The organism is Empedobacter stercoris, from assembly GCF_025244765.1.
GTDB classification, from domain to species: Bacteria; Bacteroidota; Bacteroidia; order Flavobacteriales; family Weeksellaceae; genus Empedobacter; species Empedobacter stercoris.
Map to the genome: position 1 here is coordinate 1,570,114 of NZ_CP104209.1, position 21,358 is coordinate 1,591,471.

At 32.4% G+C, this 21,358-nt stretch carries 16 protein-coding genes; 7 read left to right on the forward strand and 9 right to left on the reverse strand.

What is annotated here, in order from left to right:
• Positions 1 to 57 precede the first annotated feature (57 nt).
• The 4 genes from NZD85_RS07470 (at position 58) to NZD85_RS07485 (ending at position 5,228) form a co-directional block, all read left to right on the forward strand.
• Positions 58 to 834, forward strand: a complete 777-nt coding sequence (locus NZD85_RS07470) for a GLPGLI family protein (protein ID WP_225538951.1) — start codon at positions 58 to 60, stop codon at positions 832 to 834.
• A gap of 78 nt (positions 835 to 912) precedes the next feature.
• Positions 913 to 1,515 (forward strand): bifunctional nicotinamidase/pyrazinamidase, encoded by a 603-nt coding sequence (gene pncA, locus NZD85_RS07475; RefSeq protein WP_171623865.1) that lies wholly within the window; start codon positions 913 to 915, stop codon positions 1,513 to 1,515.
• 143 nt (positions 1,516 to 1,658) lie between these two features.
• Entirely contained in the window at positions 1,659 to 2,435 is a 777-nt protein-coding gene (locus NZD85_RS07480; protein ID WP_260541162.1) for a GLPGLI family protein, read from the forward strand.
• Between the two features lie 105 nt (positions 2,436 to 2,540).
• On the forward strand, positions 2,541 to 5,228 hold the full coding sequence (locus NZD85_RS07485; protein WP_260541164.1) for a TonB-dependent receptor: 2,688 nt from the start codon (positions 2,541 to 2,543) through the stop codon (positions 5,226 to 5,228).
• A 112-nt stretch (positions 5,229 to 5,340) separates the two neighbouring features.
• On the opposite strand, the gene mltG is transcribed toward NZD85_RS07485, so the two are convergent.
• The gene (gene mltG / locus NZD85_RS07490) at positions 5,341 to 6,363 is read right to left on the reverse strand and encodes an endolytic transglycosylase MltG (RefSeq protein WP_225538948.1); all 1,023 of its coding nucleotides are present in this window, start codon (positions 6,361 to 6,363) and stop codon (positions 5,341 to 5,343) included.
• A 9-nt stretch (positions 6,364 to 6,372) separates the two neighbouring features.
• On the reverse strand, positions 6,373 to 7,149 hold the full coding sequence (dapF, locus tag NZD85_RS07495) for a diaminopimelate epimerase (RefSeq protein ID WP_260541168.1): 777 nt from the start codon (positions 7,147 to 7,149) through the stop codon (positions 6,373 to 6,375).
• A gap of 163 nt (positions 7,150 to 7,312) precedes the next feature.
• Here dapF and NZD85_RS07500 point away from each other — a divergent pair, with 163 nt between their 5' ends.
• On the forward strand, positions 7,313 to 8,830 hold the full coding sequence (locus NZD85_RS07500; RefSeq protein WP_260541171.1) for a Do family serine endopeptidase: 1,518 nt from the start codon (positions 7,313 to 7,315) through the stop codon (positions 8,828 to 8,830).
• Positions 8,831 to 8,956: 126 nt separating this feature from the next.
• The gene (locus tag NZD85_RS07505; RefSeq protein ID WP_260541174.1) at positions 8,957 to 9,439 is read left to right on the forward strand and encodes a hypothetical protein; all 483 of its coding nucleotides are present in this window, start codon (positions 8,957 to 8,959) and stop codon (positions 9,437 to 9,439) included.
• Here NZD85_RS07505 and NZD85_RS07510 read toward each other — a convergent pair.
• Positions 9,411 to 9,926: a hypothetical protein gene (locus tag NZD85_RS07510; RefSeq protein WP_188319593.1), complete on the reverse strand. Its 516-nt coding sequence runs from the start codon at positions 9,924 to 9,926 to the stop codon at positions 9,411 to 9,413. The genes NZD85_RS07505 and NZD85_RS07510 overlap by 29 nt on opposite strands.
• A gap of 298 nt (positions 9,927 to 10,224) precedes the next feature.
• Here NZD85_RS07510 and NZD85_RS07515 point away from each other — a divergent pair, with 298 nt between their 5' ends.
• Positions 10,225 to 10,602: a DUF3575 domain-containing protein gene (locus tag NZD85_RS07515; RefSeq protein WP_260541177.1), complete on the forward strand. Its 378-nt coding sequence runs from the start codon at positions 10,225 to 10,227 to the stop codon at positions 10,600 to 10,602.
• A gap of 39 nt (positions 10,603 to 10,641) precedes the next feature.
• On the opposite strand, the gene NZD85_RS07520 is transcribed toward NZD85_RS07515, so the two are convergent.
• From NZD85_RS07520 to rpoC, 6 genes are all read right to left on the reverse strand, one after another.
• Entirely contained in the window at positions 10,642 to 12,675 is a 2,034-nt protein-coding gene (locus NZD85_RS07520) for a T9SS type A sorting domain-containing protein (protein WP_260541179.1), read from the reverse strand.
• A gap of 150 nt (positions 12,676 to 12,825) precedes the next feature.
• On the reverse strand, positions 12,826 to 13,905 hold the full coding sequence (locus tag NZD85_RS07525; protein WP_260541181.1) for a tetratricopeptide repeat protein: 1,080 nt from the start codon (positions 13,903 to 13,905) through the stop codon (positions 12,826 to 12,828).
• Positions 13,895 to 15,070: a helix-turn-helix domain-containing protein gene (locus tag NZD85_RS07530; RefSeq protein ID WP_260541183.1), complete on the reverse strand. Its 1,176-nt coding sequence runs from the start codon at positions 15,068 to 15,070 to the stop codon at positions 13,895 to 13,897. The genes NZD85_RS07525 and NZD85_RS07530 overlap by 11 nt, the downstream gene beginning before the upstream one ends.
• Before the next feature lie 123 nt (positions 15,071 to 15,193).
• Positions 15,194 to 16,501 (reverse strand): dihydrolipoamide acetyltransferase family protein, encoded by a 1,308-nt coding sequence (locus NZD85_RS07535; RefSeq protein WP_171622813.1) that lies wholly within the window; start codon positions 16,499 to 16,501, stop codon positions 15,194 to 15,196.
• A 234-nt stretch (positions 16,502 to 16,735) separates the two neighbouring features.
• Positions 16,736 to 17,029 (reverse strand): DUF3467 domain-containing protein, encoded by a 294-nt coding sequence (locus NZD85_RS07540; protein WP_171622814.1) that lies wholly within the window; start codon positions 17,027 to 17,029, stop codon positions 16,736 to 16,738.
• Positions 17,029 to 21,306, reverse strand: coding sequence for a DNA-directed RNA polymerase subunit beta' (gene rpoC / locus NZD85_RS07545; RefSeq protein WP_260541188.1), 4,278 nt, complete (start codon positions 21,304 to 21,306; stop codon positions 17,029 to 17,031). The genes NZD85_RS07540 and rpoC overlap by 1 nt, the downstream gene beginning before the upstream one ends.
• Positions 21,307 to 21,358: the final 52 nt, after the last annotated feature.

Below are 21,358 nucleotides of genomic sequence, written 5' to 3' on the forward strand. Positions count from 1 at the left end.
TTTTTGAGTCGATTAAACATTTTCACCTTTTAATTGTCTAATGACAAAATCACACAAATGAAAAAGATAATTTCAGTTTTTATTTTACTTATAAGTATTGTTTCTTTTGCGCAACAAGAAAAGTTAGAAGTTAGTTATACTTCTCGAATTATTCTACCCGACGATTTTAAATTTCAACCTCCAGGAGGTGGAAGTAGACAAATGCCAAAAGATATACAAGAACAAATGGTGAAATCGTTACAAGAACCCCAAGATTTTACCTTGACCATATTAGGCGAAGAATCACTTTATAAATTGGTGGAGAAAATTTCTAATTCGCAAGAACAAGGAATGAGAGGTTTGCGTGGTGGTAGAATGATGTTGATGAATGGAGATAACATTTACAAAAATACGTCTACACAACAGTTGTTGAAAGAACAAAACATGATGATGAAAAGTTATACTATACAAGACACTTTGCAAAATTATGAGTGGAAATTAACGCGAGAAACTAAAACAATTTTAGGTAACGAAGCCAAAAAAGCAACAGCTATTATTGATAGTATTCAAACAACAGCTTGGTACATTCCGACTTTAAAATACAAAACTGGTCCTGAAAATTATTGGGGTCTACCTGGTTTAATTGCAGAGGTAGAAACAGAGATCAACAGAGGTCCCATAAGTGGTAAGCGTATCATATCTTTAACGAATATTTCGACTGCAACAAATACTAAATCAATCGAAAAGCCAAAAGATAAAAATGCAATTTCACAAAAGGAATACAACAAGTTAATGAACGATCAACGGAAACGTTTTGAAGAGATGCGAAATTCTGGCGTGAACAAACGGGATTAAATTTCCTTGAAAATTAAGCTGTTTTCGTATTTAAAAACTTATATTTAATACCATATTAATCTTAAGAAATAAAATACTATGAAAGCTTTAATCATCGTGGATATGCAATACGATTTTTTGCCAGGAGGAGCATTAGCTGTTAATGAAGGAGATCAAATTATCGAACGCATCAATAAATTACAAGAAAAATTTGATTTGGTGGTCGCTACACAAGATTGGCATCCAGCAGATCATAAGAGTTTTGCTTCTCAACATCCAGAAAAAAATCCTTTTGATGTGATTGATTTAAATGGAACACAACAAGTTCTATGGCCAGATCATTGCGTACAAGGAACAAAAGGAGCTGAATTGCATAAAGATATCAATCAAAAAAAGATTAGTGCGGTTATCCGAAAAGGAATGAATCCGAATATAGATTCATATAGTGCTTTTTTTGATGTGAATAAAAAAAATCCGACAGGGTTAAATGGTTATCTAAAAGATCACAATATTTCGAGTGTATATGTTTGTGGTTTAGCAGGCGATTTTTGTGTGTACTACACAGCAAAAGACGCTTTATCGCTTGGGTATACAACTTATATTTTAGAAGGTTCGACAAAAGCGATTAACCAAGATTCATTTGATGAATTGAAAAAAGAGTTTGCAAAGAAAGGTGGTCATATTTCGACTTATTTATTATAATCAAACAATAAATAAAACGTAAAAAATGTCACTTGGAAACCTTTCTTTTTTTTTGAATGACAGTTTATGTTGACTAAACAATGAAATATTTTTCTGTAACATTCAACCTACTAAGTAGACTAACTATACAAAATACAACAATTATGAAAAAAGCAATCTTTACATTTGCCTTAGGAATTCTTACAACAACAGTTTCTATCGCACAAGACAATAAAGCACAAAATATTGACGCCACTTATGTCATGGAAGTTAAAATGGATTATGATCAAACCATGAAAACTATTCCAGAAGCATACAGAGCACAATTTGGCCCTATGTTAAAAGCTGAAATTGATGGTGGAATTTTTATGACTTATTTCTTCAAAAGTAATTCTAAAAATTCAACATTTACATTAGAAGAAAAAGTAAACAATGGTCAAGGTGGTTTAGGAATTATTGCGCAACAAATGGCTGCAATGGACAATAAACCAACGTATAAAGATTTTACGGTTACACCTCATTTATACTACAAAGAAGTGGATATGGGGGTTAAACAATATTTAATCAAAGATCAGATTCCAGATTATAAATGGAAAATCTCACGCGAAAAAACGGATATCGCAGGATACCAAGCAACAAAAGCAGAAGGTGTGATGATGGACTCTATTCCAGTTACCGCTTGGTATGCACCAGCAATTCCAATCAAAGACGGACCTACTTCTTTAGCTGGTTTACCAGGATTAATTATCAAAGCAGAATTTGAAATGAATGGTGCTAAAATGATTTATACCTTAAAAGATTTGAAAATTTCGGATAAAGATTTAAAAATTGCCTTACCGACTAAAGGAGAAGTTGTTACACAAGACGAATTTATGAAAGTCGTATTGGAAATCCAGAAAAAAGCACAAGAATTGATGGGCGGCGGTGTAGACACCAAATAAGCTATTCTTATAAAATATTAATTCAATCAGTTCCACTTAAGTTGAACTGATTGAATTCTACTCAAAACCTCTACAAAAATTAGTATACAATAACACTATATTTCTATGAAGAAAATACTCTACCCACTCTTACTCGTTGGGGCAGCTCAATTTACATTTGCACAAGAATGTAAACTAAAAGGTTCTGTTGCAGACGAAAATGGTATTCCTGTTACCGATGCATCAGTTTCTATTTTTGATCAAAATAACGAAGGTAAAGGTTTTGTTTTTACAAGTAATGTTGGAGAATTTGAATTCAAATTACCTTGTGGTCAAAAATATGATATTGAAATTGAACAGGCTGGTTTTGAGACTTACATAGAAAATGTTGACTTAACAGAAAACGTCAACAAAAAATTAAAGCTAAAAAAAGGAAATCAAATTTCTTTGCAAGAAACCATTGTAAAGGCGCAGCAAGCCATCAAAGTAAAAGGTGATACAATCGAGTTTGATGCGGATTCTTTCAAGGTTGGAAACGAAGAAACGTTAGAAGATATTCTAAAAAAATTACCAGGAATCGAAGTCGTAAATGGAAAAGTGATGTACAAAGGGAAACCGATGTCTCAAGTTACCGTTGGCGGTCGCGAAGTATTGGGTGGTAACGAAAAGTTATTGAATAAAAATTTACCTTCTGATGCTGTTTCTAAAATTCAGTTGGATACAAAGTTTAAATCCAATCCTTTTGCTTCTTCCTTACAAGAAGATGACGAACAATTTGCGTTAAACATCGAACTAAAAGAAGATATGAAACGTATCGCTTTTGGAAATGTTACAATTGGAGGAGATGCCGACAAACACGCTGATGTGCAAGCTAAAATTTTCTATTTCTCTGAAAAAAGTGATGCTACAACCATCCATGATTTCAATACGTTTGGAAAAAAGGTTTTTGACTTTGATGATTACATGACATTTTTTGGTGGAATGTCTAATTTTACGGAAGACGGTAGTCAACTGTCCATTCGAGGAGGAAATGCAAGTTTATCGTTTCCTACAGAATCTGATGCTCCAGAAATGAGTACGTATAACGGCGCTTTACATTACGGTGTAGAGCCTAATAAAAGGCTTAAAGTTTCTGGTTTTGGATTAGTTAACACGAACAACATCAAGTACAATTCTACGGTAGAACGTTTTTATAATACGGTAGAAAATCCTTATACAACCATAGATGAGCAACGAAACAAAAACAATACGTTGATGGGAATGGCTCGTATAAAACTTGACTATAATCCGAATGATAAAGGACAGATTAAATATAACCTGAACTTTAACTACATGAAAAATGAAGACGAACAATCGGTTGATAATTTTCTTGATGGGCAAAAAACAGGTTTTAGAAATAACTTTACAGATCGCGAAAATTTCAGATTAAGTCAAAATTTATCGTACATCAAAAAGATTGGTCGTGATCATAACATTGGTTTTTATCTTCGTCATCAATTCCAAAATGAAACACCAGATTTCAACTTGTATTCATCGAATCAACCATTTACTATTTTTGGGAATTTATCAAAAATTAACGATCAATATAATTTGAATCAAGACCAACGATATAATGTCAATACGTTTCAGTTTTATACCGTTTATAATCATTTATTAACCAATACAGCGAACCTTAAATTTAAGGTTGGAACAAATTTCAGTTTTCAACGTTTTGAAAATTCATTGTATGATTACCAAAACTTGATCACTTCATTCAATACCATAAGTGATACGAATTTTGATTACAATGAAACCTTTGGAGATGTAACATTGACAAAAAAAATAGGGAATTTTCAAGCTGATCTTGGTGCTGGATTGATTTTCTTTTCAGAAAATGCAAAGTTCACAGATGGGACAAACGAGAAGATTAATGAAACGAAGGTTTTACCACACGCACGCTTGAATTATAAGTTTAACAATGCGACTTCTATAACGGCAAATTATAAACAAGCCTACGATTTACCGCATGCAAAAGATTTGACCGATTCGTATGTTTTGCAAAGTTACTTCAGTATTTTTCAAGGAAATCGTGATTTAAGACAAGCACTAACACATACTGCTTCGTTAAGTTTCAATCATTTTAATTCCTTTTCATTTTTCAATATTTTTGGAAATGTATCCTATTCGAAACGTGAAAAAAGTATCGTTACAACTTCTGTCCTAAATCAAGAAAATCAAACACAGATTAACACCTTATTGAATTCGGATTATGACAATGATACGTATTCAGGTTATTTTATGATTTACAAACGTTTTGCTAAATGGTACAATGTGCGTGGAACAGCTAATTTAAATTATTCTGACTATTACACTTACACAGGAAGTAAAATCGACGATACAGAACGAGTGGTTAATAATACGTCTTTTAATCAGACGTATAATTTAGAAAATTCGTTTGTATTCAATAAGAAATTCGAATTAAAAGCTGGATTAAATTTAAGCTTAAGTAATTTCAAATCTTTGTTCGAACAAAAATTTGAAACTTGGCGTCCTTATGGAGATGCCGCTTGGTCGGTGACGGATAATTTATTAATTCAGTCCGATTTTTCCTATCGTTTACAATACCGTAATGGAGAACGTTTAAATGATGCAAAAGAATGGAATGCTTCTGCGCGTTATAAAATTGCGAAGAAAACGTACCTAACTTTAACGGGTGGAAATCTATTAGGAAACAATATCATCGTTTCAAATGGCTTTACAGATAACTACATATCGACTACAACACGCAATGTTTTGGGCAGATATTTTATCGTGAGTCTTCGATATAAGTTCTAAAAAATCAAATAATAACGAATTAAAAATCCCTCAACACTTATTTTAAAGCTGTTGAGGGATTTTCTATTGATCTTATTTTGTTGTTGATAACTAAATTAAGTTTAGCTAAATACTATTTAATATTATTCTCTTTTAACCATTTTCGGTAAACATCTGCATTTTTCAAATGTTCTTGATAATCGGCAGTAAAAATATGATAACCTGGTTTTTTCGGGTCAGCTGCAAAGAAAATAAAATCGTGATTAGCTGGTGATAAAACCGCGTCTATTGCTCCTAAATTCGGCAAACAAATGGGCGCAGGAGGCAAACCTTTGTTGCGATAGGTATTGTAAGCATTCGACGACCATGTCCATTTTTTGTACACGCGTTGTACTTTTTGGTTCCAACCATTTTCCATTTTGTAAGCATAAATAGAAGTTGGATCCGCTTCCAAACGCATATCTTTCGCTAAACGATTCATATAAGCACGCGCCACTTTTTGTTGTTCTTCCATATTATCAGATGATTCTAACTGAACTATTGAAGCCAAAGTTGTCACTTCTAAAGGTGATAGCTTAAGTGTTTTTGCTTTTGCAAGACGCTCTTCGTTCCATACCTTATCATGTTGAGCCACCATTTTTTCTACAAATTTTTCTGGTGTAATTCCCCAATACACAAAATACGTTTCTGGAATAAAATATTGTTTTACCGTTTCGTCATTTAACGTGGTATCATTTTTCTCTTTTACAAAATCTCGAATCGCTGTTAAAACTTGAACCGAATCCATATCAACTTGCTTCGAAACAGAACTTGCCAAATGATAAATTGTAGGTTCATTCTTGATACGAAGTTTCACTTCTTCTTGTTCTCCACCTTGCAAACGATCGATAATATCACGGTTAGTATCTGTGCTTGAAATTTTATATTTTCCAGATTTAATGGTTGCTGGATAATCTGCATCTTCAGCATATTGTTTGAACAACTTTTCGTTCTTTAAAAATGGTTTTAAAGAATCTAAGACTTGATCAAAATTAGCTCCGCGAGAAATATAGATGTAACCATCTTTTGTTGCATTTCCCTTGAAACCATCTATAAATGTACATCCTATCAGTACAAATGAACAGAATAATAGTAATACAAAATTTATTTTTTTCATAGGATCGAATTAAATTTCAATTTCACCTTCAAAAACTTTTACGGCTGGTCCGTTCAACCAAACATTGACAAAGTTATGATTATTTTCTTCAAAATTCACCGATAAATCACCACCCATTGCCTTTACTTTGATGTCGTTTTTGTCTACTAAATTTTTCACATAAGCAGCAATTGCAGCAGCGGTAATTCCAGTACCACAAGCCAAGGTTTCGTCTTCTACACCTCGCTCGTACGTTCTAATTCTCAGCGAATGATCTGGCATGACTTCTACAAAATTTACGTTAGAACCTTGCTCAAAATAAGGAGCTCCATTGCGAATAGATTTTCCTTTTTTGTACACGTTAATGTCTTTTACATTATTTACAAATTCTACGTGATGTGGCGAACCTGTATTCATAAACAAATAACCATCGTGGTCTTCAACTTCATTCACATCAATCATCTGTATCCGAATAACATCGTGATCTACTACACCATGATGCAAACCATCGATTGCATTAAATGTCATTTTGTCATTGGCAACGTTCAAATCATTGGCAAATCGAATAATACAACGTCCACCATTTCCACACATCGTGCTTTCGTTTCCATCAGAATTAAAATACACCATTTTGAAATCTGAATGATCGTCATTCTGTAACAAAATTAATCCATCAGCTCCAATCCCAAAGTTACGGTCACACAGCCTATTAATCAGTTCTGTCGAAATAGGAAATGTTTTTTCTCTATCATCAATCATGACAAAATCATTCCCAGCTCCTTGGTATTTATAAAATTTTAATTTCAACTTCTTAAATTTTAAACAAAGTAAATACATTTTTATCACTCTTAACTAATGTTATAAAAGATTTATAATATAGTGTTAACAACCGTTAAACGGTTTGAAATGTTAAAATTTTGGTCTTAAATTTGATTTAATCAAAAACATTAAAAACTTATATAAAAAAGAAATGAAAAAATATACAGGCTACTTATTAGTTGGTTTAGTTAGTTCTATGACAACTATGGGAGGTTTTTATTTGATGAATGATAATACAAACAATCCATTTATTACCAATGCCAACGAACAAAAAAATGGAGATTTCGAATTAGTTGATTATAAAGGAAATTACGGCTACGATGCGCCTAATTTTGTAGAAGCTTCTAATAAAGCTGTGCACACCGTTGTAAGTATTAAAAATTATTCGAATCGAAGACAGCAACAACAACAGCAATTCTTTGATCCTTTTGATTTCTTTTTTGGACAACCTTCACCACAACAAAGAGGAAGACAGCAACAACAACCTGATCAAGATCAACCATCTGGAATGGGGTCTGGTGTAATTATTTCGCAAGATGGATATATTGTTACTAATAATCACGTGATTCAGGGTGCATCTAAAATTGAAGTAACCCTAAATAACCAAAAAAGCTATACAGCAGAATTAGTTGGTACAGATCCAAGTACAGATATTGCGTTACTTAAAATTACAGAGAAAGGTTTACCATTTACTAAGTTTGTAGATTCTGATGCTATTAATGTTGGTGATTGGGTATTAGCTGTAGGAAATCCGTTTGGTTTAACCTCTACTGTTACCGCTGGTATTGTATCAGCAAAAGGACGTAGCATTAATATTTTAGGTAAAAATTCTGAATCACCAATCGAGTCATTTATTCAAACAGATGCCGCGATTAACCCAGGTAACTCTGGTGGAGCTTTAGTGAATGCAAATGGAGATTTGATTGGTATTAACACTGCTATTTCTTCGCCAACAGGTGCATACTCTGGTTATGGATTTGCTGTTCCTGCAAACTTGGTAAAAAAAGTTGTGGAGGATATTAAATCTTATGGAATGGTTCAGCGTGGGTATTTAGGTATCAAAGGCTTTGATTTATCAAATGAAGACGCTGTAAAACAATACAACAGAGAATTTAAGAAAAATGTAAAAACTGATAAAGGTGTAATGGTTACTGAATTGGTTTCGAAAGGATCTGCAATCGATTCTGGAATTGAAGAAGGTGATATCATTACAGCTGTAGACGGAAAACCAATTACATCTTTCTCTACATTATCTTTTATCGTAGGTAGCAAACGCCCTGGTGATAAAGTAACATTGACTGTAAAACGTGGAAATGCACAAAAAACATACACAATTACGTTGAAAGATGCGAAAGGAAGTACAAAAGTAAGAAGCAAAGCTGACTTAACACCAACTGAACTTTTGGGAGCACAATTTGAACCATTAACAGAACGTCAAAAAGATAATTTTGGAATCAATTATGGTGTAATGGTGAAAGATTTAGAATCAGGAGGGAAATTAGCTGCAGCTGGTGTTCAGAATGAATTTATTATTCTTTCTATCAATGAAAAAAATGTAAGTTCGCAAGAAGACATAGAAAAAATCCTGAAAAACTATAAAGGACGCGTTTCAATTAAATTTGCAGATTATTACGGACGTATTTATACGAAAGGATTTACGATGGATTAAAATTTCGAGTCGATTTTAAATTTTAATAAATCAATCTAAATAGCTACAACATATTTTGTTGTAGCTATTTATTTTTTATAAGATTAATATTCTTCCTATAAAATAATTATTCATTAATTTTATCACATGAAAAAGTTCATCGCAATCTTTGTTTTTATCATTAGTTTTCAAGCGAAAGCACAACAAAATTTAACCGATTATTTTACAATTAATCTTGGTTATGAATATTGGAACGGAAATTACGGAAAAGTTGGAACAGATTTATTTTTAGTCCAAGACAATAACAATATTTTGACCTTTAATGCAAATGCAAATTTGGGGTATATGAAAGATAAATTTCGTGTGATACCAGAGATTGGTGCGGGATATATGTTTAATTTTCGCAACAACCAAGTTGATCCGTATAGCTCAAACTTCAGTTCAGCTTTTTATGTGATTCGAGCCGAAGTTTCTCCGTGGACAATTACACCCAAAGCGGGGATTGCTGTATTAAGTATTGTGGAATTAAATGCGGGTTATTCTTTTGAGTTTAGAGAGAATAAAGATTTTAAAGATATGAGCGGATTTAGAGCCGGCTTAACTATTCATTTGCCGACTCAACTTTTTTAGCATTTCGAATGCTTTTGCGCAACTCTTTCAGACGAATATACAAATCTGATGTCGAAGCATTTTCTTCTATCGTACTAAAAATCGAAACTCCTTTATCGATATAAAAGAATATAATCGCTTCGTGATCTGCAACCTTGAACGCATTTGTAATTCCGTTAATTTTGTTTTCAACCCAAGATAATTTACATGTATTTAAATCATATACATGATCTTCGTTTCCTAAAATATCTTTAAAAATTAATTGCTCACCTTGAACATATAGCACCCCACTTCCTTGAAAGGATTTCATTTTAAGAAATCTCCCTTGTGGACGCCCAATGTTATATCGCACAACCGCTTTCAGTTCTATATCTTCGGGTAAGCTTTTCAACGTATGCAACTCGTTCTTTTCTCTAACTTTTGCATCAGAAACGGCAATAACAAAAAATATCGAAACAAAAATTCCGAAAATTAAAAAAATGATTAAGATTGATATAAACGCTGCCATAGTGTTATTTAATGTTAAGTAAAGTTATAAAAAAGCTTGAATTAACCTCTTAATAAATCACTTTTTTTACCTTTGCAAGCTAATGAATTCAATTTTGATGATGAAAAAACTTTTTTGCATATTATTTCCTGCCACATTATTTGCTCAAAAAAACTGAAACACAGCTCAAAGCAAATGTTCTAACCCTTCCTCTTGCAATGGTAAATCTTGGTGTAGAACATGCAATCACAGATAGAATAACTTTACAAGCTGACGTTTTATCTCTCCTTGGAAATCATTTGTAGGAAATCATTTACAAATGTATATGGTTTTTGGTGAAGGTAGATATTACTTTGATAAATCTTTTAGTAAATTTTATATAGGTCCAAACATAGGAGTTGGTTTCTTTGATATTCAAAAATGGAATTATTGGAACACCGATAAATACCAACGTGGTTTTGCAATTTTAACAGGAGCTACAATAGGTTATCAAGTAAAAATTAACGAACATTGGGGATTAGATGTTTTTGTTGGTGGAGGACACTCTCAAGGAAATTACAAAGGTTATTATAAAGAAGATTCTCCTAATTTCGGACGATATGATTCTGCGCAATCATTTAATAAAAGTGGGGAGTGGATGCTTTACAAAGGCGGTGTAATGCTTACTTATAAATTTAAACGAAAAAAATCCAACTAAAATTAGTTGGATTCCTTTCATAATTAGTGTTAATTAGAATTAGAAAACTAAGATTTTTGCTGTATTAGCTTTACCTTGTTTGTCTATTGTTTTGATGACATAAACTCCTTTATTCCATCCGTTTGTGAAAATTGTTTTAGAAGAATTTCCTGAAGAAATTAAGTTTCCACTCATATTAAATACTTGATATGTAGCATAATCATAATCAACTCGGATTTCTTTTACGTTACTCAAATATTTTATTGATTGTGTATTTTTTTGAATATCATTAACTGCTAAACTTTCGAAAGGGAATTTATAGAAATCTGTTATAAATGATGTAGCAGAATAATCGCTTCCATAATAAGCATATAAACGATCAAATTCTCCTTTTTTATTCATACCATAACCTATTGTCGTTATGTTTCCTCTTTCTGTTCTTCCTGAGAACATTGCTAAAACATTATTCTCATCTTGCGCAATACCATATGTATTCGCTGCAACACCGTTTTCTCTATCTTGATAAGCATACACATATTCTATCTTATCATCATCATTAACAATAGTTGGATTTAACGTTAATGCATTTAAAAACGGAGCAAATAATTCTGTTTCAAGAGTAATTGGTAATCTGACTTTTTTCACTTCTACACCTTTCGCATCATAATGTTTTACAAGACCAAATGCTTTATCTCCATCCATTTCACCTGCGTTTAAACCAACTACATAATTAAAAGAATTATCGCTTGGAATTCTATTCATATTAAGAGACAAAATATCATCATTATATAATACTGGAAAATCTTGTGCTAACTCGAAATCTGGTAAATTATATATTTTAACATTAGATCCTCCTTCACCATTTTGGTCAACTAACATTGCTACTTGATCTTTTTGATTTGGTATCTCTATTAATTCGATCCCAGTTTCTATACCACCAGCTACGACATCTTCGGTAAGTGATTTTAAAATAGTACCATCTTCATTCACAACAAAATAATTATACGACTCTTTATCAGCCATCAAATCATAAATATATGAACCATAAGTAAACTCTAATTTACTATCCGTATTATAAATATTAGATGAAATATCGTATTTATCAGTATTATAGAACAATCCAAAAGTAGCCATCGGAATTGTGTACGGATTTTCTTCATCAAATCCGATTACTGGTAAAATATATGTTTTATCTAAAACAAACGTTTCTGCATCAATGAAATCTAAAGCAAATTTTGCATTTGTATTAAATTCTAATGTTGAATTATCAACTAATTGTTCAGTATAACGCGCTAAAACTACATAATCTTTTCCATTCAAATTTTTATGTACTATTGGCATTCCTACATAAAAATTAGCAAGACTAAATGGAATTTTATATTCTAAATTTTTCGATGTATCAGTTAAATTAATTTTCTTAATTGTTACAAAATCATCATTCGTTTTATAAGTATACGCTTGTTGTTTTCCTTTCGAATCTGTTAAAAACTCTGCAGAAGTAGTATCCTCTTTATATAAAACTTCTCCTGCTTCATTTACAAACCAAATTTGATCTTTTACAGATTCTGGACCTTGTCCTCCATCTGTAAAATGCACATAAACCCCAACAATTAATTTATCATTATTGTCTAATATTTTTGCTGAAAAATCTGCGATTGCTTCTGCTCTTGTTGTTGTTTCTGGAATACTAATTGTAAATTGTTTATCTACTTTTAAATCATCCGTATATGTTTTTAATGTAAATGTTGCATTTGGTCCATATTTAGAATCAATAGAAAACAAAATCGTTTCATTATTATCTACATTTTTTCCATATGCCCAACGTTGCGCATTTATATTTCCAAAAGGTTTTATATCATTCTTCTCAGTCGCTCTACTTTTCACTGAACTATTAACTTGAGAAAATTCTCCAAAAGAATTAATATCTTTTCCTCTATTATAAGTTGTCCAGTCAAAATTTCTTTTTAACGTCTCTTTCTTATCCTTCTTTATTCTTTCAAAAACTGTAGTATTCGATTTTTCGAAAATTGTTTGCGCATAAGTAGTTGAGCATAACCCAAAAATTGTTGCCAATAGAATAAAAGTCTTCTTCATAATTCAATGTGTTATTTAATTTTTTCAAATGAAAAAAATATTTTCCGAATAAGAAATCCTTTCTAACACAATAAAAATGAAGTTTACTTAAATTCATTACGGATAAAAATAATGCAAAACATTGATTTAAATATAGTTAACCTTTATTATTTAAGAAATTGTATTTTTATTATTAATTCTATTAATGATGTAAATTTTCCGAAATATTAAAACTGATAAAATAAGAATTAATGAAATAGGAAGCCAAAATTTTAATAATCTCGCAATAATAGTATCATCTTTATGTAATAAATAGTTTAAACTTTTCTCTTGAGTTGCTAAAAAGGTTTTTTCTAAAGTAAAATTCGCTTTATTACCTAAGTCTACATACTTTTTATAAGCCTCGAAATCCTTCAATTCAAATGAATTCTGAGCCAATAATTTATATATTTCACTACTAACTTGCAAAGGTCGAGAAGATTGTATATCATTTAAAACATTTATCAATAATGAGTTTGATTTATGATAATCTTTCTCGTACTGATAAATCTTTGCAAGACTAATTTTTGCCGATTGGTCATATTCTTCTAAATTATTTTTCTGAACAACTTCCATTGCTTCATTCAAATAAATTTTAGCAGAATCTACCTGATGTTGATCAATTAAACAATTGGATTTTTCGATGTAAACAAGCGCTAAATTATTTAAAATAGACTGATTACTTTCCGAATTTTTATATGCTTTTATTGCTTTATCATAGTATTTAATCGCAAAATCACAATCCAAATCATCTTTGTATCCATTCCCTTTTATACCATAAATATTTCCAAAATACATGGCTTTTTTTTCTGATGGAAAGGCATTAGAAGAAATCAAATTGACTGATTCATCCAGGTATTCTCTTGATTGCGTATTGAATCCATATCCCTGAAAAAGTTCTCCTAATCGACCTAAAATACGCGCTTCGTTAAAAATATCTTTTTCTTTCTTGATATAATCGTATGTTTCGAAGGCATATTTCAACGAATTGTAACTGTCATCTAAAGATGTATACGCATTTGTCTTGATTAATCGCGCTGTGATTTGATCGTTCTTATCATTTGAATTTTTAATAATTTGATCTGCCATTTCAATCGCTTTTTGAGGATCAAAATAAACGTAATCATACGCAATTCGAATGCTATCTACTTTTTGAGCGCATAAAACAGAAGCAAAAGAAACAAAAAATATATAGAATATGTTAATCTTCATTGTCAGTCAAATTTTTGATAAATACAGATGGAGTGGTTCCTGTCACCAATTTAAAAAAAGTTGTGAAACTACTTTGTGAAGCAAACCCGCTTAGAGTGGCAAGATGACTCACTTTGTACAAACGAAATTTATGGTCTTCTTGTAGACATTTCACAATATATTCAATTCGCAATTCGTTGATGTAATTATTAAAACTTTTCTGTTTACTATTGTTCAGAATCGAGGATAAATATTTGACATTTGTATCCAGTTCTTTAGCCAAAAGTACAATCGTAATATGAGGATTTAGATAGCCTTTATTATGTTCAAAATGATCTAATTTGATTAATATTTCGTTTTCAACTTTGTCCGAAATTAAATTTGGTTTCGTAATTGTTTCTTCAACTTTCTCCTTCTTTTTATAAAAAATTACAAATAAAATTAAACCTACTAAAACTGCACTAAAAACGTAAGATAAGTTCTTAATATTTCGATTTTCTTTTGCTAATCGGATTCTATTCTGTTCCAATAGTTTGTTGACAAGATGATTTTTTGTTCCTTTTTTCTCAACTTTTAATTGCTCATTAAGTTTTGTTAATTGTGTATTGTATATAGCGTATTTTTCGAGTGAGTTTTTTTTAAGATAATAATTTTTAAGTTTCTTTAAAAAGATAAATTTTTCAACCTCATTAATCGTATTGTTTAAACTATCAATAGTTGTATGAGCATCTATTTCGGACTGAATAGGAGAAGTGGGAAATGAGTTCACAGCTAAATCTGTTCGTAGATCTAAAAACTTGTGATGAATGCTATCAATCCACTCTTTATCTTTTGATTTTACCTTTTTAAGAAGTTTTTGAGAATATTGATTAAATCCTAAATATTGTGCCAAATCTGCCCCAATAATATTGTATTTATCTTCTATTTCTCGATTCTTTAAGCTTTCGATTTCATCTTGAATGGCAAAAAAGATATCAATTGCTTCTACATCTTTCGAAACATAGATTTTTAGTTTAATTAAATCTAATTGATAATTAATTTTATGTTCTGGATTTGTTGCATTATTGATTAAATATTCATAAATCTTGATACTTTTTCCATTATCCTTTTTTATTTGTTGAATTGCTTCTTGGTAAAAAGTATTGTTTTCTTCAGTATTTTGTGAAAAAACAAACACTGACAACATCGATACAATCAAAAAAAGAAACCTATACCTCATTATATATTAAACCTAATTGTAAAAATAAAAAAACTCTGATGTTATCAGAGTTTTTTACGATATATAATTGATATTTTAACAAATGAATATTTATACAAGTGTATTCATATCAAAAGCTTCAAGATATTCGGCTACACGTTTTACAAACATACCGCCTAATGCGCCATCCACTACACGGTGATCGTAAGCATGGGATAGATACATTTTGTGACGAATGGCAATCATATCTCCTTGTGGAGTTTCAATAACTGCAGGTTTCTTCACAATTGCTCCAACAGCAAGAATAGCGACTTGTGGTTGAGGAATAATTGGTGTTCCTAACGTATTTCCAAAAGAACCGATATTGGTGATTGTATAAGTTCCTCCTTGAATTTCGACTGGTTTCAATTTATTCGTACGTGCACGGTTTGCTAAATCATTTACTTGAGAAGCTAATCCTGCTAAATTAAATTGATCTGCATTTTTGATCACAGGTACAATTAAATTTCCGCTTGGTAAAGCAGCTGCCATACCAATGTTAATATTTTTCTTTTTGATGATTTTATCTCCATCTACAGATACATTAATCATTGGGAAATCTTGAATAGCTTTTGCTACAGCTTCGATAAAAATTGGCATGAACGTAATTTTCTCACCATGTTTCTTTTGAAACTCATTCTTATTTTTATCTCTCCATAAAACGATATTCGTCATATCAACTTCAACGAAAGATGTTACATGAGGTGCGATTTGTTTTGCTTGTAGCATATTTTGCGCAATAATCTTACGCATTCTATCCATTTCGATGATCTCATCACCTTCACCAACAGAAATTGGTGCAGCTTGTATTTGTGGTGCTTGAGGCTGAGTAACTGGAGCAGTGACAGTAGTATTTACTGATTGAGTTCCTCTATTTTTAACGAAATTTAAAATATCATCTTTCGTTACACGTCCATCTTTTCCTGAACCTAAAATTTGATCCAATTCTGTTTGAGAAACTCCTTCTTCTTTTGCAATAGACTTTACTAAAGGTGAATAAAATTTATCATCAGACGATGTAATAATCGTTTCAGATTTAATTGTTGCAACTTCAGCTTCGATTGTTTTTGCAGTATCTGCAATTTCTTGATCACTGTTTGTATCAACTTCTTCTGCTTCTTCGGTTTGCTCTACAACTCCATCTACAGATAAAATTGCGATTGGCTCACCTACTTTTGCAATTCCATCTACTGGAACCAAGATTTCTTTTAAAACTCCTGCAACTGGTGAAGGAACATCAGAATCTACTTTGTCAGTTGCAATTTCTACAACCGATTCATCTTCGGCAATTGCATCACCAATATTTTTGATCCAATTGGTAACAGTAGCTTCCATTACACCTTCTCCCATCGAAGGTAGAATTAATTTATAGTCAGACATGCTTTGTGTATTTGCTTCTTACAAATCTAAACATTTTTTCGATTTTAAAAAATAGAGAAAAAAACTTTAACCCCTATCTGTTTTAGATTATTCGTAAATATATTTATAAATATTATTAATTTAATAAATCTGAAAGAATTAATGAAGTTAATATTATCAATCTGATAGTTTTGATTAAACAAAAAAATCCCCCAATCTACGATTGAGGGATTTTTGAAATATTAAGAATAATTCTTAAGCTTCGTAAGTTGCAGTACCGTTGTTTACTTGAGGTTCTTTGATTTCACCAAAGTTTTTCTCAAAGTTTGAAACGTTTTCTGCTAACGATTGAGATAATTGTTTTGCTTGTAATGGAGACAAGATAATTCTTGATTTTACTGATGGTCTAGCACCTGGTAAAAACTGAACAAAATCTACAACGAACTCAGATGGTGAGTGGTTGATGATTGCTCCTGTAGCATAAACACCTTGAGCTACTAATTCGTTTAACTCAATGTTTAATCCTTCGTTTTGTTGATTTTCTGACATTATAATTCTTGTTTTGCGTTTATTAATTCCTCGTATTCACGGTTAGATCCTACGATAATGTTTTGATACTCTTTTAATCCAGTTCCTGCAGGAATTAAGTGTCCAACGATAACGTTTTCTTTCAATCCTACTAAACCGTCTACTTTACCAGCTACAGCTGCTTCGTTAAGAACTTTTGTTGTTTCCTGGAACGATGCCGCAGACATGAAAGATTTAGTTTGTAAAGATGCTCTTGTAATACCTTGTAAAACTGCTTCTGCTGTTGCAGGTAAAGCTTCACGTGCTATTACTAAGTTTTTATCTTCACGTTTTAATTTAGAGTTTTCATCACGTAGATCACGAACTGAGATGATTTGACCTGGTTTTAATGTATCAGAATCTCCTGCATCTTCTACGACTTTCATTCCAAATAAGCGATCGTTTTCTTCCATGAAATCGTCTTTATGCTCTAAACTATCTTCTAAGAATCTTGTGTCTCCTGAATCAACAATACGAACTTTACGTAACATTTGGCGTACGATAATCTCGAAGTGTTTGTCATCAATTTTCACCCCTTGTAAACGGTATACATCTTGAATCTCGTTTACTAAGTATTCTTGAACCGCTGTTGGTCCTAAGATTCTTAAAATATCTTCTGGTGTAATTGCTCCATCTGATAAAGGCTCACCTGCACGTACGAAGTCATTTTCTTGAACTAAGATTTGAGCAGATAATTTAACTAAGTAACGACGGATTTCACCATTTTTAGATTCAACGATGATTTCGCGGTTACCACGTTTAATTTTACCGAAAGATACAACTCCATCCATTTCACAAACAACTGATGGGTTAGATGGGTTACGAGCTTCTAACAACTCTGTAATACGAGGTAAACCTCCTGTAATATCGCCAGATTTAGCCGACTTACGAGGGATCTTAACTAAGATTTTACCTGCATTAATTTTTTCTCCATCATTTACCATTAAGTGTGCACCTACTGGTAAGTTGTATGTTTTTTCTTCACCATCAATTGTGATAACTCTTAACGCTGGAACTAATTTTTTATTACGTGATTCAGAAATAACTTTTTCTTGGAATCCAGTTTGCTCATCGATTTCAATTTGGAAGGTTACCCCTTGTTCTAATTGTTCATACTCGATTTTACCAGTAGATTCTGCGATGATTACCCCGTTATAAGGGTCCCAGCTTGCAATCTCTTGACCTTTTTGAACTTTAGCTCCATTTTTCACTGATAAAACTGTACCGTAAGCGATGTTAGTTTGTTGACGAATGTTTCCTAAATCGTCGATTACTTTCATCTCTGTAGAACGAGAAACAACTGTATCTACAAGGTTTCCTGCATCATCAGTAGATTGCACTAAACGTAAGTCATCAAACTCAACAGTACCATCAACTTTTGCATTAATTGTATTTTGTTCAGAAACGTTACCAGCAGTACCCCCAACGTGGAATGTACGTAATGTTAACTGTGTACCAGGTTCACCAATAGATTGTGCAGCAACTACACCTACAGATTCACCTTTTTGAACTCCTTTACCTGTTGCTAAGTTACGTCCGTAACATTTCGCACAAATTCCAGTTTTCGCTTCACATGTTAATGGAGAACGAACTTCTACGTTTTCGATACCAGCAGCTTCTAAAACTTCACCGATATCTTCTGTGATAATTTGACCAGCAGCAATGATTAACTCACCGTTATTTGGGTTATAAATATCATTTAACGAAGTACGACCTAATACACGAGAAGAAAGACTTTCGATAATTTCTTCTTTTTTCTTAAGTGCTGAAATTTCTAAACCTCTTAATGTACCACAGTCTTCGTGCATGACGATAACGTCTTGTGCAACGTCAACCAAACGACGAGTCAAGTATCCAGCATCGGCAGTTTTTAAGGCAGTATCGGCAAGACCTTTACGCGCACCGTGCGAAGAAATAAAGTACTCTAAGATAGACAGACCTTCACGGAAGTTAGAGATAATTGGGTTTTCGATGATATCCCCACCAGTAGAACCAGCTTTTTGAGGTTTAGCCATCAATCCACGCATACCTGATAACTGACGAATTTGCTCTTTCGATCCACGTGCTCCAGAATCAAGCATCATGAATACAGAGTTAAATCCTTGTTGATCTTCTGTCATACGTTTCATTACAATTTCAGTTAACGTTGCGTTTGTTGTTGTCCAAACATCAATAACTTGGTTGTAACGTTCGTTATTTGTAATAAGACCCATGTTATAGTTCATCTTAATGTTCTCAACTTGGTTGATCGCACCAGAGATAAGGTCTTTCTTTTGTTCTGGAATTAAGATATCACCTAAAGAGAATGATAAACCACCCTCGAAGGCATTGCGGTATCCTAATGCTTTCATATCATCTAAGAATGCAGCTGTTGTAGGGAAATCTGTAATCTTGATGATTTTGTTAATGATTGTACGTAACGATTTTTTCGTTAATACTTCATTTACAAATCCTACTTGTTTTGGAACGATTTGGTTAAATAACACACGTCCTACTGAAGTTTCGATTAATTGATTTTCTACTAACTCCTCTCCTACACGAATAGTTCCTTTTACACGAATTGGCGCGTTTAAGTCAACAGCTCCTTCGTTGTATGCAATTTGAACTTCTTCGTCTGAATAGAAAGTTAATCCTTCACCTTTTACTGTAAATTGGTGGTCAGTACGACGAATTTTCGTCATATAGTACAGACCCAATACCATATCCTGAGAAGGAACAGTAATTGGAGATCCATTTGCAGGATTCAAGATATTTTGAGAAGCCAACATTAATAATTGTGCTTCTAAAACAGCTTCTGGTCCTAATGGTAAGTGAACGGCCATCTGGTCACCATCGAAATCGGCATTGAAGGCAGTACACACTAATGGGTGTAAACGAATTGCTTTACCCTCAATTAATTTCGGTTGGAATGCTTGGATACCTAAACGGTGTAACGTAGGGGCACGGTTTAATAAAACTGGGTGTCCTTTGATTACATTTTCTAAAATATCCCAAACAACTGGCTCTTTTCTATCGATAATTTTCTTAGCCGATTTAACTGTTTTTACAATACCACGTTCGATTAATTTACGAACTACGAATGGTTTGTATAATTCAGCAGCCATATCTTTTGGTAAACCACATTCGTGTAATTTTAGTGTTGGTCCAACAACAATTACAGAACGAGCAGAATAATCCACACGTTTACCTAATAAGTTTTGACGGAAACGACCTTGTTTACCTTTTAATGAATCAGATAATGATTTTAATGGACGGTTACCATCAGCTTTAACAGCAGATGCTTTACGCGTATTATCGAATAATGAATCAACCGCTTCTTGTAACATACGTTTTTCGTTACGTAAAATTACTTCTGGCGCTTTAATCTCCATTAATCGTTTCAAACGATTGTTACGGATAATTACACGACGGTATAAATCATTTAAATCTGATGTTGCAAAACGACCACCATCTAATGGAACTAATGGACGTAATTCTGGTGGAATAACCGGAATAACGCGCATTACCATCCATTCAGGACGATTGACGTGGTGCATATTTGACTCACGTAACGCCTCAACAACTTGTAAACGTTTTAACGCTTCTGTACGACGTTGTTTAGATGTTTCGTTATGTGCTTTGTGTCTTAATTCGTAAGATAATTCATCTAAATTGATACGAGATAATAGGTCTTCTAATGCTTCAGCACCCATTTTCGCAACGAATTTATTAGGATCTGAATCTTCTAAATATTGATTCTCGATTGGAAGAGTTTCTAAAATATCTAAATACTCTTCTTCTGATAAGAAATCTAATCTATTTAATTCTTCCCCTTCTGGTCCTTTTGCGATACCTGGTTGAATTACGACATATCTTTCGTAGTAAATTACCATATCTAATTTCTTAGATGGTAATCCTAAGATGTAACCAATTTTGTTTGGTAATGAACGGAAATACCAAATATGTGCAATTGGCACAACAAGGTTGATGTGTCCAATACGCTCACGACGAACTTTCTTTTCAGTAACTTCAACCCCACAACGGTCACAAACGATACCTTTATAACGGATTCTTTTATATTTTCCGCAGGCACATTCGTAATCTTTTACAGGTCCAAAGATACGCTCACAGAATAACCCGTCACGCTCTGGTTTGTGCGTTCTATAGTTAATCGTTTCAGGTTTTAAAACTTCACCTTTAGATTCTTGTAGAATCGATTCTGGAGAAGCTAACCCGATACGGATTTTTGAGAATTGACTTGTTTTATTTTTTGTTGACATATAGAAATGTATCTAACAATTATATTATTATAACGAAAAAGGTAGAATAATA